Genomic DNA, 15,434 nt, shown 5'->3' with positions numbered 1-15,434 from the left:
GCATGGCGGTTTCCCCCACGCCGTCGCTCTCTGCGGCGGACACCGCCCACATCGACACCCAGCTGGCCGCCACCGACCGGCTGCTGGACCGGAACTACCCGGGCGACGACGGCTCACGCCAGCCCGTGCACACGGTCTACGTCCCTGCTGACCGGTTCACGCCGTCGTTCGCCGCTGACTGGGGCTCCCAGGCCCTGGCGACGACCGCTGCCCACGGCGGGCTGGAACGTCTGGGTCAGTTGCTGGGCCAGGAGGCCGACCTCGCCGGGGCAGTCGCGTCCCGGGTCCAGGCGAAACTGGACAGCGAACCGATCGAGGACCTCCGCCTCGACTTCGAAGACGGCTTCGGGGACAGGGGCGACGACGCCGAGGACGCCGCCGCTGTTGCTGCGGCCGCCGCCGTGGCCACCGCCGTCGCGGCTGGGTCTGCGCCCCCGTTCATCGGGATACGGTTCAAATGCTTCGAGGCTCCCACTCGGGCCCGCGGCCTGCGCACCCTCGACCTGTTCATCTCCGGGCTGGCGGCGGCCGGCGAACTGCCCGCAGGACTCATCCTGACACTGCCCAAGGTCACCACCATTGCGCAGGTGCAGGCCATGGATTACGCCGTCTCGCGGCTGGAGGAAGTCCATGGGCTGCCGGCCGGCCGGCTGCGGTTCGAGGTCCAGGTCGAAACCCCGCAGCTGATCCTCGGCCCTGAGGGAACCTCCCCCGTGGCGCAGCTGCCGCACGCGGTTCCTGGCCGGATCAGCGGCCTGCACTACGGCACGTACGACTACTCTGCATCGCTGCAGATTTCGGCCGAGTACCAGTCCATGGAGCACCCCGTGGCGGACTTCGCCAAGGAAGTCATGCAGCTGGCCGTGGCCGGGACGGGCATACGCCTCTCCGACGGTTCCACCAATATCATCCCGGTGGGCGACAACGTCCTGCACGCCTGGCAGCTGCACGGCCGGCTGGTCCGGCGGTCGCTGGAACGCGGGTACTACCAGGGCTGGGACCTGCACCCGGCGCAGTTGCCCAGCCGCTTTGCCGCTACCTATGCGTTCTACCGGCAGGGCCTCCCAGCCGCCGCCGCGCGCCTGCGCAACTACGTCGAACGCACGGAAGGCGGGGTCATGGATGAACCCGCCACCGCGCGTGCGCTGGCCGCATTCGTCCTGCGCGGCGTGCAGTGCGGCGCCGTTGGTACCGATGAAGTCCAGTCGCTGGCCGGCGTCGGACTTTCCCAGCTGACGGCACTGGCGCACCCACGGCTGGCACAACCAACTTCCCACTGATTAGGAGCATTCACATGGGCAAGTACTACTACCCACAGGGCGGCCTGCCGCCGCAGACCCACCTCACCACGGAACGGGCCATCGTCACGGAGGCTTACACGGTCATTCCCAAGGGCGTCATGACCGACATCGTCACCTCCAACCTGCCGGGGTTCTCCAAAACGCGGTCCTGGATCATCGCCCGTCCCATCTCAGGCTTCGCTACCACGTTCTCGCAGCTGATCGTGGAGATCGGCCCGGGCGGCGGTGCCCCTAAAGCCGAGTTCGAGGCCGGCGTCGAAGGCGTCATCTTCGTCACCAAGGGCAAGGTCAACCTGACCCTGGACGGCGAGCTGCATCCGCTCGAAGAGGGCGGTTATGCGTACCTTGCGGCCGGTTCGGAGTGGGGCGTGGAGAATGTCTCGGACGACATCGTCTCCTTCCACTGGATCCGGAAGGCGTACGAGCGGCTTGAGGGTTACGAAGCCAAGTCCTTCGTGACCAACGAGAAGAACGTGGAACCAACTCCGATGCCTGACACGGACGGCGCCTGGAAGACCACCCGCTTCACGGACTCCAGCGACCTCGCCCATGACATGCAGGTCAACATCGTCACCTTCCAGCCCGGCGGTGTGATCCCGTTCCCGGAAACCCACGTCATGGAACATGGCCTGTATGTCCTGGAGGGCAAGGCCATGTACCTGCTCAACAACGACTGGGTGGAGGTGGAGGCGGGCGACTTCATGTGGCTGCGCGCCTTCTGCCCGCAGGCCTGTTACGCGGGTGGTCCGGGCGAGTTCCGTTACTTGCTGTACAAGGACATGAACCGCCAGGTCCGCCTGACCTAGCCACCCTGTCCCAACTAGGTAGCAGTAGATGTCGTTTTGAGGGCTCAAAACAGCATCTGCTGCTACCTAGTTGGGTTAAAAGGGGGGACTCGTGGCATTGACTTCCACACCCGGCACGGCCAATATCTTTACTAGCCAGCCCCGGGGCGCTGCCCACACCGCCGAGGGAACCGGCCCTTGTGGCCTACCCCGCTGCTGGCGCTGCTCGTCCGGAAGAAGGTATTCCGTGGCGCGGGTCACTAAAGCTGGGCGATCGTACACCGCACCTAAATTGAAGCCAGGCCGGCACAGCCCGCCTGCAGGTGAAGAGGTACCCACCATGAAGTGGAAGAAGACCACTCTTGCCGCCGCAACCTTCGTTGCGGTTGGCACCTTGGCAACAAGCAGCATCGCAACCGCCACTCCGGGATCAGGCTCGGCACCGTCCACGCCGCTTGTCATCGGCACGCTGGACGGACCGCAGAAGACCGAAGCGGACGGCATCGAATTCAAGACAAAGGGTGATGTCGCCGTCGTCGATTTCGAGCTGACGTACAACCCATTGGGCTATTCGGGATGGCATGCGCACCCCGGAATCGTGATTGCCACAGTCAAGTCAGGCCAAGTCCAGCGCCGGTTGGGTTGCGAACCCGCCCAGACCTTCAACGTTGGCGATACATTCACCGAGGTCGGACCCCACTTCGTGAGCAACCCCAGCAACACGACGCCGGCCGTGCTTTCGATCACCCAGATCGTTCCCGCCAGCGACGTGGGTGCCAGGAGGATAGACCTGCCGGATCCTGGCTGCTAGGCCTGCAACGCAGCGGAAGGCCGGTGCAGGCTTCAGGCGGCCTTGCCCCGCCTGCGGCCGGCGAGGAGCATTGAGGTACCGGCGTTGCGGTTCCGCGCCGCAGCGCCGGCCCGGAAGGTCAGCGCAGCATGGACGGAACCAGGCTCGGTTGCACAGTAAAGAAGATCGCGGCGGCCATGACCGCAGCGATGATGATCCTCGTCTTTGGCGCGTGCACAGGCGAACCCCCTCCTCCTGACCGCAGGGAAACACCGGGACGCTATGCAGCCTTGGAGGAGTTCAGCCGACGGATGATCGAGGACGGAGCCCCGGCCGTACTCATCGAAGCCAAGCACGGCGGCGAGACGTGGAACCACGCGGCCGGCGTCCGAAACCTGGAAACCCGCGAAGCCGCCACGGTCTCAGACGCGTACAGGGTGGGGAGCATCACCAAGTCCATGGTTGCCGTCTCGGTCATGAAGCTGGTGGAGGAAGGCAAAGTGGACCTGGACGAACAGGTCAGCACCTACCTCCCGGAGTTCGGAAGTGTCCTCCATCCGCCCGGCCCCGTGACGGTACGCCAACTCCTGATCCACGAATCCGGGATGCCCGAATTTTTCTTTCCGCTGCTGGCCTCAGGACCGCTGCAGGATCTCATGAACAGGCCACTCAGCCTAGAACAGCAATTGGCATTCGCGGCCACGGTTCCCTGGGAACGCAAACTCGCACAGGGTTTCGAATACTCCAGTTCAAATTACGCAGCGCTCGGCCTGATGGTCCAGCGGCTCCGTGGCAAAAGCATCAGCTCGGTGTTGGATGAGGACATTGCCGGTCCCCTGGGGCTTGAGTCGACCGGCCTCCCCCGGCCCGGAGAGGAACCCGCCACCATGGTCCATGGCTACATCACCATCAACGGCGAGCGCCTGGACGTGACCCGGCCGGCCTGGCTATCAGAACTGGCTTCCGGCGGCGCAGTATCCACGGTGTCGGAGGTCAACGCCTTTTACGCGGCCCTGCTGCAGGGCAGGCTCGTGAGCAGCGAGAGCCGGACCGAGATGCTGCGGCAGGACAGCGATTTTTATGGCTTCGGCCTCTTCAAATGGAACGACACCTGCATCAACCGGCTGTACCACGGCCATACCGGCGACATCGACGGCTATGGAACAGTTTCCATGACGAGCGAAGACGGTTCCCGGCAGCTCACCATTGCCGTGGCCTACCCGCCGGAACCACCCACTGTGTCGGTCAATCCGCTGATTGAAGAGCTGCAGGCCCTGGCCGAACAGGTGCTGAACTCCCTCTGCTGAACCCGACCGGGTTTCTGGCAGCAGAAGGGCTTGCCTGCCGCTCCCAATGAGGGAAGCATTCAAAACATGCTGACGATCGGAACCACAGTTATTGGAGTGCAGGACGTTGCCCGTTCCACCGCTTTCTGGTGCGACGCGCTGGGGTACGTCCCTCGGGAGGACGGCGATGACACGTGGGTTGTACTGATACCGCACGGTGGTGGCGGCGGTGCGCGGATTGCCCTGATGCTCAGCGAAACCCCCGTGCAGGAACACCCCCGGATCCATCTGGACCTCTACGCGGACAACCAAACTGCCGAGGTTGCCCGCCTGCTGGACCTTGGCGCCTCACGTGCGGACTGGGACCTGTACCCCGAGGATCCTGACTTCGTTGTGCTGGAGGATCCGGACGGGAACCGGTTCTGCGTGGTGGATGTGGCCCGGTCCTGAGCCCTCCGGACCCGGAAGATCATCCCCCCGGGTTGAGGACCACTTTGATGCAGCCGTCTTCTTTCTTCTGGAACTTCTCATACAACGCCGGCGCGCCGTCCAGGCCCGAACGGTGGGTGACCAGATCCATCACACCCAGCGGATCGGCGTCGTCCTCCACCAAGGGAAGAAGGTCATCCGTCCAGCGTCGGACATTGCACTGGCCCATGCGCAGCTGGATCTGCTTGTCGAACATGCTCAGCAGGGGCATCGGGCTCGCCTGGCCGCCATAGACTCCGCTGAGCGAGACGGTACCACCGCGGCGGACAGCGTCCAGGGCCGTATGCAGGGCGGCAAGCCGGTCCACGCCCGCGGTTTCCATGGCCTTCTGCGCAAGCTTGTCCGGCAGGAGCCCCAAGGCCTGGTGGGCGAACCCGGCAACGGGTGAACCGTGCGCCTCCATGCCGACGGCGTCCACCACAGCGTCGGGGCCCCGCCCCTCCGTCATGTCCCGCAGCTCCTCGGCGAGGTCCTTGCCGTAGTCGAGGGTGTCCACGCCGTGCCGTGCTGCCATGGCGCGCCGCTCCGGAACCGGATCAACGCCAATGACGCGCAGGCCCTTGTGCACACCGATCCGGGCCGCGAACTGGCCGACCGGGCCCAAACCGAAGACGGCCAACGTGCCGCCGGGGTGGACATCGGCATACTCCACCCCCTGCCAGGCTGTGGGAAGGATATCGGAGAGGAAGAGGTAGCGTTCATCGGGCAGTTCCTGGCCCACTGTGACCGGTCCGTAGTCGGCATGCGGCACGCGAAGGTATTCGGCTTGGCCCCCTGGTACCGAGCCGTACAGTTCGGAGTAGCCGAACAGGGCGGCTCCGGAGCCCTTCTCCTTGACCTGCGTGGTCTCGCATTGCGACTGCAGGCCCCGGCGGCACATGTAGCAGTGGCCGCAGGAAATATTGAAGGGAATGACCACCCGGTCTCCCTTCCGGAGATGGGCGACGGCGCTTCCCACTTCCTCCACGACGCCCATGGGTTCGTGCCCGATCACGTCACCCTTGTGCATGTACGGCCCCAGGACTTCATACAGGTGCAGGTCCGAGCCGCAGATCGCCGTGGAGGTAATTCTCACAATGGCGTCTGTTGGGTCCTGGATCACAGGGTCCGGCACGTCTTCCACGCTCACGGAGCGCTTGCCTTGCCACGTCAATGCCCTCATCTTCTGCCTTCCTCTGGGTGCCGGGTCTCCGGCCGATCATCCGACGCTAGCCCTTTTTGCAAAATAAAGTAAGCAGACTGACTAAATTTCCTTGTGGTGGGACGGCAAGCCTCCTAGCGTAAGAAGCACATGGATTTTTGCATCACACGAACGAGCGGGAAAGGACCGTCATGTCGCTGTACCAGCCGGAACCTGTTGAGATTTCCACCCGGATGCGTCCTGGAGAGTGGACCGAATCCAGCCTGGAGGAACTGGTCACCACGTACCGCGCAAAAATCCTGGCCATGGGCGCCAGCGTCGCCGAAGTGGTGACTGACGTGGACCGCAACGACGACGGCTCCGTCAAAGTTGTTGTGTCCTGGGCGAAGCCGGCGGTAGCCGACGACACCGCCGCCGAAGGAACGCCAACGGGCTAAAAGCATCGCCAAGCGGGCCACGAAAGCGGTCAGGAAAGCGGGTCAACCCACCGGGTCAACCCACCGGCGAGGACGCCGTCAGCAGGCTGCCGATGGCACTGTCCTGAAGGTTTTCCAGAAGGTCGCGCGGGCCGGCGTAGACCTGGACCGCACCGGCATCCCTGAGTTCCGCGGCACTTGTTCCGCCGCAGGTCACGGCAATGGCCGGGATGCCGAGGGCTGCTGCGGCCTGCATGTCCCACACCGCATCACCGACATATACGGCGTCGGCTGGCCTGACCCCCAACGCCTCCAGCGCGGCGATCAGGATATCCGGCGCAGGCTTACTTGCCTTGGCATCATTGGCACTGGTTGCTGCATGAATATGGGCGTCAGCTCCCAAGGCCCGCCGTGTCGCCAGGAGGTCCTGGGTTCGGGCGGAGGATGCGAGGGCCACAGCCAAGCCTCCGGCGTGGCATTGCGCCAGGAGGTCCCTGGCTCCGTCAAAGGCGCGCAGGGCTGGCCAGTTGGATGCAAAGATCGCTGCATGGCTGGCGAGGATCTCGGCGTCGGAATCCTTATCCCGGCCTGAGGGCAGGAGGCTGTCCACCAAGCGGTCGCCACCCATGCCGACGCAATGGTGGATAGAGGCCATTGGCACGTCGTAGCCCTGCTGCCGGAATGCCTGCCACCAGGCGAGCGTATGGAAGTAGGAGGAGTCCACCAAGGTTCCGTCCACATCGAACAGGACGCCCCGGCGGCGCCCCCTTGAGGCCGCCGGGCCAAGGTGCTGGGAGTCCATCAGCCAGCTGCAGCCCGCGTAGCCCCCGAAACCCTCCTGGTCCGCGCGGAAGTTTCCTCCTTGGCGGAGTTCACCGGCCGAACGCGTTCACGGATCACCGTACCGGCACCGTCACGGCTGCGGTCCCGGATCAGCCCGGTCCCGGCAATCTCGCGCGCCATGGCAACACCGGCCACCGCGGCACGCTTTGTGGGAAACGTCACTGAAATAGCCATCAGGTCCCCCGCCCCGTCCAACATCCTGACTCTATAGCCACCGTCAGGTGCATCCACCAGTTCAAAATAACCGGCCATTCCAATCACCCCTCCGTCAGTCACTGCGCTGTGCTGGGAGCGCGCTGTGCTTATCTTAGTAAGTATACTTACTGATTCCTTCGGGGAGAAGTGCTGCAATCCCCCCATTGCAAGCAGTCACGCCACATTCTCCGTTTCCGGCGGTATGGGCGTATCACTCCGGCGAACCGTATCCTGATGCAGCTCAAGCGCGCTAGTCACAAGCCCAAAGTGGCTGAAGGCCTGGGGAGTGTTTCCGAGCTGGCGCCCTGCCCTGACGGCCCACTCCTCACTGAGCAGCCCCACGTCATTGCGCAGTCCGAGGAGCCGCTCAAACAGCTGGGTAGCCTCGCTGCGGCGGCCGGCGCCCAGGAGCGCCTCCACCATCCAGAACGAACACGCCAGGAACACGCCCTCGTCCCCGGGAAGGCCGTCGTCGCTCTCCGCCGGGCGGTAGCGGAGCACGAATCCGTCTTCGGTCAGCTCGCTCAGGATCGCATCGATGGTGCCCACCACCCGGGGATCGTCCGGTGGCAGGAACCCCACGCGCGGGATGAGCAGGAGGCTCGCATCAAGTTCCGGACGGCCGTAGGACTGGGTGAACGTGTTCCGTCCAGCATCGAAGCCGTTGGCCATGACGTCTTGGTGGATAGTGTCCCGCAGCGCCTCCCAGCGCTCCGCGGGCCCGGGCAAGCCGGACTCCCGGACTCCCTTCACCATGCGGTCTGCGGCCACCCAGGCCATGACTTTCGAATGCGTAAAGTGGCGGCGGGGGCCGCGCATCTCCCAAAGACCGTTGTCCGGCTGGTCCCAGATGGTCTCCAGGTGCTGCATGAGGGCCACTTGGACATCCCACGCCTCGTCGGTGTGTTTCAGCAGCGAATTCCTGGTCAGTGACAGGCAGTCCAGCACCTCGCCCCACACGTCCAGCTGGAGCTGCTCCGCGGCGCCGTTCCCGATCCGCACCGGGCTGGAGCCTTCATAACCGGCCAGCCAGGGCAGTTCCATTTCCGGAAGCCGCCGCTCGCCATGGATTCCGTACATGATCTGAAGGTCAGCGGGGTCGCCGGCGACTGCCCTGAGCAGCCAGTCCCGCCAGTCTGCGGCCTCCGCGGTGTATCCCGCAGCCAGCAGTGCCTGCAGCGTCATGGTCGCGTCCCGCAGCCAGCAATAGCGGTAGTCCCAGTTACGGGGGCCGCCCAGCTGTTCCGGCAGCGATGTGGTCACGGCGGCAACAATCCCGCCGGTCGGCGCATAGGTCAGGGCCTTGAGGGTCACCAGCGAGCGCACGACGGCTTCCCGATACTTCCCCGTGACTGTGCACTGGCTGGTCCAGCCACGCCAGAACGCGGTGGTGGTGCTCAATACTTCCTCGGCATCGACGGTCATGGGCCGCTGGACGTGGCTCGGTGCCCACGTCAGCACGAAGGGAACCTTCTGGCCTTCATCGACCGTGAAGTCGCTGACGGTGTGCATATTCTCGCCGCGCACGGGCGCCCCGGTCACAAAATAGACGGCGTCCGGTCCGGCGATGGCGTGGATGCCGTGCTCGTCCTTGCGGACCCAGGGCACAATGTGCCCGTAGTCGAAGCGCAACGCCAGCTCGCTGTGCATCCTGACGCTGCCGCTGACACCCTCCACGATGCGCACGATGTCAGCCACCTCGTCGCGGGGTGGCATGAAGTCAATCACCCGGACGGTGCCTTCGGGGGTTTCCCACACGGTTTCCAGGACTAGGGTTCCCTCGCGATAGCTGCGCCGGGTGCAGGTCCCGCCGGCCGCAGGCGCCAGCAGCCAACGGCCGGCTTCCGGCGTGTCCAGGAGTGCATTGAAGCAGGCCGGAGAGTCAAACCGCGGCAAGCACAGCCAGTCGATGGATCCGGAAGTGCTCACCAGCGCTCCGGTGTGAAGGTCCCCGACCACCGCATAATCTTCAATTCGCGCCATTCCCATACACTGCCACACGTACCTCCGCGGCCGAAGGTTCAAGGGGTGTAGCCTGAAATCAAGGTAAAGCAGCTGCCTGTGGCCACCCGTGGTGGCCGCCAGCAGGCCAGGTTCTTCAGTACCAGCCAGCAACAGCGGAGGCATACCTTGGAACAGCCAGCTACGCACAGCCTCGTCATCGAGAAAATACAGGATCTCCTCCTGGACACCCAGGACGTGGAGGACTTCCTGAACGAACTGGCGAATTTCTCGGCAGAGAACCTCTCCGGTCCACGGGGCGAAGTCCTGTGCGGCATTACATTGCTCCGCCACCGGACAGCGGCCACCGTGGCGAGCAGTGGCCCTAGGGCCCGCCTGCTTGACGAACTGCAGTACGAGTATGGCGACGGGCCGTGCCTCCAATGCGCCAGGGAAGGGGTGGTGGTGCACATCAGGGACTTCACGACAGAAACGCTGTGGCCGGACTACGCTGCCAGCGTGCTGAACCACGGGATCCGGTCCGTCCTGGCCATCCCATTCGAGCTCTCCGGCGACGACGCCAAGGCAGGTATCAACCTCTACTCCGACCGCGCGGGCGTCTTCGATTCCAGCGCCGTTGAGCATGCACTCGGCTACGTGTCCCAGGCTTCCAAGGGAATGCGCCTTGCCGTCCGGCTGGCCCAGCATACGGATACTGCTGCCAACCTGAAGGCGGCACTGGACTCACGCACGGTGATCGATACAGCGGTGGGGATCATCATCGGACAGAACCGCTGCACCCAGGACGAGGCGATGGAACTGATCAAATCTGCCTCCAGCACGCGCAACATGAAACTGCGCGACGTGGCCCTGGCCATAGTGGAATCCGCAGGCGGCGGCACGCTCAAGACCCATTTCAGCTGACATGGCCATCCACATTGGAACATCCGGCTGGAGCTATGACCACTGGGAGAACGTGCTGTACCCGCCAGGGCTGCCCGCCCGCGACAGGCTTCAGTACTACGTGTCCCGCTTCAGCACGGTTGAGCTGAACGCGAGCTTTTACCGCTGGCCCCGCGACACATCTTTCGCAAGCTGGCGGCGCAGGCTTCCCGACGGCTTCGCCATGTCGGTGAAGGCCCCTCGCGGGCTCACGCACGGCAAGAAGCTGTACGCGCCGGAGGTTTGGCTGGAGCGGATCGCCAAATGCTGGCATGAACTCGGTGACAAACGCGCGGTCCTCCTGGTCCAGCTCCCGCCCCAGCAGGCGCGGGATGACGCCCGGCTGGACTTCTTCCTCTCCGCAGTTCCGTGGTGGATCCGGGTCACAGTGGAGTTCCGGCACCCAAGCTGGGACCATCCGGATGTCTATGGGCTCTTGGAGCGGCATAAGGCCGCCTATTGCATCATGAGCGGGGCCAACCTGCCATGCATCCTGCGGGCCACGGCGCCGTTTGTGTACGTCCGGATGCACGGCCCGGATCACCAGCATCTCTATGGGGGCTCGTATTCGGACGCCGACCTGGGCTGGTGGGCGGATCGCATCCGGGAATGGGATGGCGGAGGGCGGGACGTGTTTGTGTATTTCAATAACGACGGCGGCGGGAACGCTGTGCGGAACGCCGACACCCTGCGTTGGATCCTGGGCGCGGGCTGAGGTCACGCTGGACGGTCACCGCATCGCCTGTGGCAGAGTGGAGGCATGGACACGGCTCCCCAGAGAACATCATTGGCCGGCAAGCGCGCTTTCAGGCTTGCCCACCGGCTTTCGGACAGCGTTAACGGTGTCCGGCTGCAGCTGGCAAAGCGCTGGAAGTTCGTGCCAAAGACCATCGCGTACCAGGGGTACGGATCCACCGAGTGGGTCAGGGTACTGGGCCGGGTGCTGCTCACGCAGGAGCCCGCTCCCGGCAGCAGGGCCGACCACGCGGCCCGCAACGGAACCCAGAACGTGCGCGGCTGGCGGGCTTTCACGAGTGTTCCCGTGCAGTTCACCGATGTCGAAGTCACCATCGAAGACGTGGTCACGCACGTTAAGGCGGACCGCGGCGGCCTGATCGACACGGTGGTGGACATAAAGCTGTCCCCTGGCTGGCATACCGCTGTCCTGCGGGCCGAAGGCACCGAGCCGGTGGAGGCGCTCATCCAGGTGATCGCACCGGACACCAAGTTTGGCATCGTCTCTGACATTGACGACACCGTAATGGTCACGGCACTCCCCCGCCCGTTCCTTGCGCTGTGGAACACGTTTGTGCTGAGCGAGCGGGCGCGCATGGCAACGCCGGGAATGGCTGTTCTCCTGGACCGGCTCACGATCGAGCATCCCGACGCCCCCGTGATTTACCTGTCCACCGGACCGTGGAACGCAGCCCCCACGCTGGCGCGTTTCCTGAGCCGCAATATGTACCCGGCCGGTGCCCTGCTGCTCACGGACTGGGGACTGACCCAGGACAGGTGGTTCCGCAGCGGTCAGGAGCATAAGCACCGCAACCTCGAACGCCTCGCGAAGGAATTCCCCGACATGCGCTGGCTCCTGATCGGCGACAACGGCCAGCATGACGAACAGATCTACTCAGGCTTCGCCCAGGAGCACGCGGACAAGGTGGCCGCCATAGCGATCCGGCAGCTTTCGGTCAGCGAGGCCGTGTTTGCGGGCGGACACTCCGAAGACGGCGACCACAGCGCTTCGGCGGTGCCATGGATCTACTCCACGGACGGCGCCGGTATGGCCAAGCAGCTCAGGGCCCTGGACCTGCTTTAGCACCCCCGGAGCTACGCGGTGGCACCCAAGGTGGTCACGTCGTCGTCGTTCTCCTCTGTCACAGCCGGTTCCGGTCCGGCGGCCTTCGCGACGGCGGTGTCAGCCGCGGCCACAAGGTTCCGCTCTTCGAGCAGCTCCTGGAACCAGAAGTAGGACGCCTTTGGCGTGCGCTCCAGGGTCTCAAAATCGACATGGAGCAGCCCGAACGGCTGGTTGTAGCCGGCGGACCACTCGAAGTTGTCCATCAGCGACCACACGTAGTAACCGCGGAGGTCAACGGCTTCCGCCTCACCGCCCGGGGCGGTGGCCTTGAGCGCCGCTTCCAGGTGGTCCGAGAGGTATTTCAGGCGCCGTTCGTCCGGGATGAATCTGATGTTGGTGGATTTGTCCCGGACGATGATGTCCTCGAAACTTGCCCCGCCCTCGGTGATGATCACCGGCGGCAGGTTCGGGTAGCGCTCCGCCATCTCCTTCAGCGCCACGCGCATGTATTCGGGTTTGACGGGCCAGCCGTAGGACGTGATGTCCGCTTCGGGCCAGGTCTCGACGTGGAAGGGGGTGCCGCCGTTGCCCATCGCACTCAGGTCGCTGCCCATGGCTTCGGCCATGCTGGCGGGAACAGCGCCCTGTCCCGGGCCAACAGCCACTTTGGTGGGCATGTAGTAGTTCAGGCCATAGAAATCCAGCGGCTGGGAGATGAGCTTCATGTCCTCCTCCGGGTGGTCGAAGGAGCTGAAGAACTTCGCGGCACGGATAAGGTCCGGGTACTTGCCCAAAAGAACGGGGTCCGCGTACAGCCGGTTCTGGGCGAGGTCCATCAGGCCGGCACTGATGTAGTCCAGGGGATTGATTGAGTTCGGAACCATGGGCGAGTAGACATTGGTCATGCCAATCTCGCCCGGCACTCCTGCTGCGCGCAGCGCCTGCACCGCGAGCCCATGGCCCAGCAATTGGTGGTGCACGGTGGGGAAAGCGTTGAGCATGAGGGCCTCACCGGGCGAATGTAGTCCCAAGGTGTAGCCGTTGGTGGAGACGGTGGCGGGTTCGTTGATCGTTGCCCAGCGCGCCACCCTGTCCCCGAAGGCGTCGGCGGCGATCGCCGCGAACTCCCCCAGGCGGTAGGCGGTGTCCCGGTTCATCCACCCGCCGGCGTCGTCCAGTGCTTTCGGGGTGTCCCAGTGGTAGAGGGTGGCCATGGGGGAAATCCCGTTGGCCAGCAGCTCATCAAGGAGGCGGTCGTAGAAATCAAGTCCTGCGCGGTTCACCGCTCCGCTGCCGGTGGGCTGGATCCGGGGCCACGCCAGGGAGAAACGGTAGGAGTCCACGCCCAACTGCTTCATGAGCGCGACGTCCTGCGGCATCCGGTGGTAGTGGTCGCAGGAGACCGCGGGGCTGTGACCGTCAACGATTGCTCCGGGCCTGGACGCAAAGCCATCCCATCCGGCCGGTCCGCGGCCATCCTCCTCAAGCGCTCCCTCGATTTGGAAGGCCGCAGTGGCCACGCCCAGGGTGAACCCGGATGGGATGAGCGCGGCCAGGTCCTTGGCGGTGATATGCACTGTAGTGCCAACTTCCTTAGCTGGGTTCGGAAACTGTACCCCTTAGGATGGCACACGGCCGGGCCGCTGACGAGCGTCAGCCACGCTGCCCTGGCCACGGGTCCCGGGCCTGGCTGGCTGCCGCCTGCTAGGGTCTGGGGATGGATGAAAAACTGGGGAAATTCATCGACGATTTTGCGGCGCTGGTCCAGCTGGCGCAATCCGGAAACCATCGGGAGCAAGCGGGAAAACAGCTGCTTCAAGCCCTGACCGAACATCTTGGCACGCCAGCTTCGGACCTTTCGGTGGTGGTGGAGGAAATTCCGCCGCACCGCTTTGTGGACGCCGATATTGTGATGGCGCAACTCGTTGAACAGGACCCTGGGGCCCGGCTGGTGGGCATCGGAGGCGGCGGCCAGCGGCACCACCAGTCCTTGAGTGACATGGTCCAGCAATCGCAGCTCTTTCCGCAGTTTCCACTCGCCCAGCCCGACTATGCCAACCTCGCGGTGGGCCCGGACAGCCACCGGCAGGCCGTGGCCCTGGGCCTGTGGCTCTTCAGCTTCGCCGGGAACCCATTGGCCGTCCTGCAGCGAGATGCCGAGCCCCAATCCGGGCGCCAGGCCGCTTGCCTGGAAGTCCTCGCAGCCGGGCAGGAAACCGCCACCGCGTTCCTGGCAGAGTTCCGCCTGCGGATGGACAACAACAGTGTCCTCAAGGGACAGGTCATCTCCCTCGTGATGTCCGCGTATGGGCCCAGCGCTGCGGGCGTGACCTTTCACCACCGGCCCAGCCTCCCGGCGTCGGACGTCATCCTGCCCGCCGGGCTGCTGCGGAAGGTGGCAGACCACACCGTGGGCATTGCCACGCACCGCGCCTCGCTCAAGGACCACGGCCAGCACCTCAAACGCGGCATCCTGCTTTACGGCAGGCCGGGGACAGGCAAGACCCACACCGTGCGGCACCTGCTGAGCCAGAGTGTTGGGTCGACGGCGATCCTCCTCTCCGGCGGTTCGCTCGCCCGGATCTCGGACGCGGCTCGAATGGCCCGGGCGCTGCAGCCGTCCATCGTGGTGTTGGAGGACTGCGACCTCATCGCCGAGGACCGGAGCTTCGGGCATGGTCCGCAGCCGCTGCTGTTTGAGGTGCTGGACGCCATGGACGGCCTGGACAACGATGCCGACGTCGCATTCGTCCTGACAACCAACCGGCCGGACATGCTGGAACGGGCCCTGGCGCAGCGTCCGGGCCGGGTGGACCTGGCCGTCGAGATTCCGCTCCCGAAAAACGCCGAGAGGGTCCGGCTGCTGGAACTCTATGGCCGCCGGGTGTCCTTCAGCCCGGAGGCGTTGGAGTTGGCAGCGGAACGGACAGAGGGCACCACTGCTTCCTTCGCCCGCGAACTGGTGCGTCGGGCCGTGGTGGCCGGCGCCCTGGACGAGGCGCCGGTGTCCGACGCCCACCTCGCTGCTGCGGTGGAGGACCTGATGGCCGACGCCGAAGCCCTCACCCGCAGCCTGTTGGGGAGCGGCCCGGACAACTCACTGTGAGCCAAACAGGAACTCCTTGGCGTGGGCCACGGCCTTCCGGTAGGCGTCATTCCGGAGGGTAACCAGGTGTTCTGTTTCGCCGTCGGAAGGTTCCAGGTACCCGGTGTATCCGGGACGCAACACCCAGATGCCTCCCGCCGGGGGCAGATAGAACACACCAAAGGAACGGTGCTGGCCATCGTCGGCGGTCCAGACGGGCACTACCGCCAGCGCCGCGCCGGTGGCCGGATTGATCCACTGGGCCCGCGGAATTGGCTCTTCGTGCGCCTCCGGATCAAGGAAAGGGGCCGTACCCTTGCCCCAGCGTTCTTCGAACCGCTCGTGGAAAACCGGCATCAACTGTGAATCGTAGCGGCGCCACTCGCTCATGTACTGCTCCTTCGTTGGGTTGGAAGGGG

At 64.9% G+C, this 15,434-nt stretch carries 16 protein-coding genes; 10 read left to right on the top strand and 6 right to left on the bottom strand.

From position 1 onward, the window contains the following. The first annotated feature begins 2 nt into the window (after positions 1–2). The 5 genes from V9L17_RS17570 to V9L17_RS17550 all read left to right on the top strand — a co-directional run bounded on the left by V9L17_RS17570 (position 3) and on the right by V9L17_RS17550 (position 4,612). Positions 3–1,280, top strand: a complete 1,278-nt coding sequence (locus V9L17_RS17570) for a DUF6986 family protein (RefSeq protein ID WP_337352298.1) — start codon at positions 3–5, stop codon at positions 1,278–1,280. 14 nt (positions 1,281–1,294) lie between these two features. Continuing rightward, the gene (locus V9L17_RS17565; protein ID WP_337348862.1) at positions 1,295–2,107 is read left to right on the top strand and encodes a bifunctional allantoicase/(S)-ureidoglycine aminohydrolase; all 813 of its coding nucleotides are present in this window, start codon (positions 1,295–1,297) and stop codon (positions 2,105–2,107) included. Between the two features lie 319 nt (positions 2,108–2,426). Beyond that, positions 2,427–2,897, top strand: a complete 471-nt coding sequence (locus V9L17_RS17560; RefSeq protein WP_337352297.1) for a hypothetical protein — start codon at positions 2,427–2,429, stop codon at positions 2,895–2,897. A 128-nt stretch (positions 2,898–3,025) separates the two neighbouring features. Further along, positions 3,026–4,183 carry a serine hydrolase domain-containing protein gene (locus V9L17_RS17555; protein WP_337352296.1) on the top strand — a complete coding sequence of 386 codons (1,158 nt, stop codon included), beginning with the start codon at positions 3,026–3,028 and terminating at the stop codon, positions 4,181–4,183. Between the two features lie 66 nt (positions 4,184–4,249). Further along, positions 4,250–4,612: a VOC family protein gene (locus V9L17_RS17550; protein ID WP_337348859.1), complete on the top strand. Its 363-nt coding sequence runs from the start codon at positions 4,250–4,252 to the stop codon at positions 4,610–4,612. Between the two features lie 19 nt (positions 4,613–4,631). Here V9L17_RS17550 and V9L17_RS17545 read toward each other — a convergent pair whose 3' ends face one another. Further along, entirely contained in the window at positions 4,632–5,813 is a 1,182-nt protein-coding gene (locus V9L17_RS17545) for a zinc-dependent alcohol dehydrogenase (RefSeq protein WP_337352295.1), read from the bottom strand. 170 nt (positions 5,814–5,983) lie between these two features. Here V9L17_RS17545 and V9L17_RS17540 point away from each other — a divergent pair, with 170 nt between their 5' ends. Next, a complete protein-coding gene (locus V9L17_RS17540) occupies positions 5,984–6,229 on the top strand; it encodes a hypothetical protein (protein WP_337348857.1) in 246 nt (81 codons plus the stop codon). Positions 6,230–6,284: 55 nt separating this feature from the next. Here V9L17_RS17540 and V9L17_RS17535 read toward each other — a convergent pair whose 3' ends face one another. The 3 genes from V9L17_RS17535 to V9L17_RS17525 form a co-directional block, all read right to left on the bottom strand. Next, positions 6,285–7,010, bottom strand: a complete 726-nt coding sequence (locus V9L17_RS17535) for an HAD family hydrolase (protein ID WP_337348856.1) — start codon at positions 7,008–7,010, stop codon at positions 6,285–6,287. Next, complete coding sequence (locus tag V9L17_RS17530) at positions 7,010–7,303, bottom strand: hypothetical protein (RefSeq protein WP_337348855.1); 294 nt, start codon at positions 7,301–7,303, stop codon at positions 7,010–7,012. The genes V9L17_RS17535 and V9L17_RS17530 overlap by 1 nt, the downstream gene beginning before the upstream one ends. Positions 7,304–7,420: 117 nt before the next feature. Further along, complete coding sequence (locus V9L17_RS17525; protein WP_337352294.1) at positions 7,421–9,229, bottom strand: glycoside hydrolase family 15 protein; 1,809 nt, start codon at positions 9,227–9,229, stop codon at positions 7,421–7,423. Between the two features lie 147 nt (positions 9,230–9,376). On the opposite strand from V9L17_RS17525, the gene V9L17_RS17520 reads away from it, so the two are divergent. Genes V9L17_RS17520 through V9L17_RS17510 form a run of 3 tightly spaced genes read left to right on the top strand, consistent with a single transcriptional unit; the run spans position 9,377 to position 11,948 of the window. Next, positions 9,377–10,111, top strand: a complete 735-nt coding sequence (locus V9L17_RS17520; RefSeq protein ID WP_337352313.1) for a GAF and ANTAR domain-containing protein — start codon at positions 9,377–9,379, stop codon at positions 10,109–10,111. A 1-nt stretch (position 10,112) separates the two neighbouring features. Continuing rightward, positions 10,113–10,844, top strand: a complete 732-nt coding sequence (locus V9L17_RS17515; RefSeq protein WP_337348853.1) for a DUF72 domain-containing protein — start codon at positions 10,113–10,115, stop codon at positions 10,842–10,844. Positions 10,845–10,889: 45 nt separating this feature from the next. Beyond that, positions 10,890–11,948: an App1 family protein gene (locus V9L17_RS17510; protein ID WP_337352293.1), complete on the top strand. Its 1,059-nt coding sequence runs from the start codon at positions 10,890–10,892 to the stop codon at positions 11,946–11,948. An 11-nt stretch (positions 11,949–11,959) separates the two neighbouring features. Here V9L17_RS17510 and V9L17_RS17505 read toward each other — a convergent pair whose 3' ends face one another. After that, positions 11,960–13,507 carry a GH1 family beta-glucosidase gene (locus V9L17_RS17505; RefSeq protein ID WP_337348851.1) on the bottom strand — a complete coding sequence of 516 codons (1,548 nt, stop codon included), beginning with the start codon at positions 13,505–13,507 and terminating at the stop codon, positions 11,960–11,962. Positions 13,508–13,647: 140 nt separating this feature from the next. On the opposite strand from V9L17_RS17505, the gene V9L17_RS17500 reads away from it, so the two are divergent. Continuing rightward, a complete protein-coding gene (locus V9L17_RS17500) occupies positions 13,648–15,036 on the top strand; it encodes an ATP-binding protein (RefSeq protein WP_337348850.1) in 1,389 nt (462 codons plus the stop codon). Here the strand turns inward: V9L17_RS17500 and V9L17_RS17495 are convergent. Further along, entirely contained in the window at positions 15,028–15,405 is a 378-nt protein-coding gene (locus tag V9L17_RS17495; RefSeq protein ID WP_337348849.1) for a hypothetical protein, read from the bottom strand. The genes V9L17_RS17500 and V9L17_RS17495 overlap by 9 nt on opposite strands. Between the last annotated feature and the right edge of the window lie 29 nt (positions 15,406–15,434).

Source organism: Pseudarthrobacter sp. CCNWLW207 (genome assembly GCF_037203945.1).
Lineage (GTDB): Bacteria > Actinomycetota > Actinomycetes > Actinomycetales > Micrococcaceae > Arthrobacter.
The sequence above is the reverse complement of the archived record's forward strand: the minus strand, read 5'-3'. Positions and strand labels throughout refer to the sequence as shown.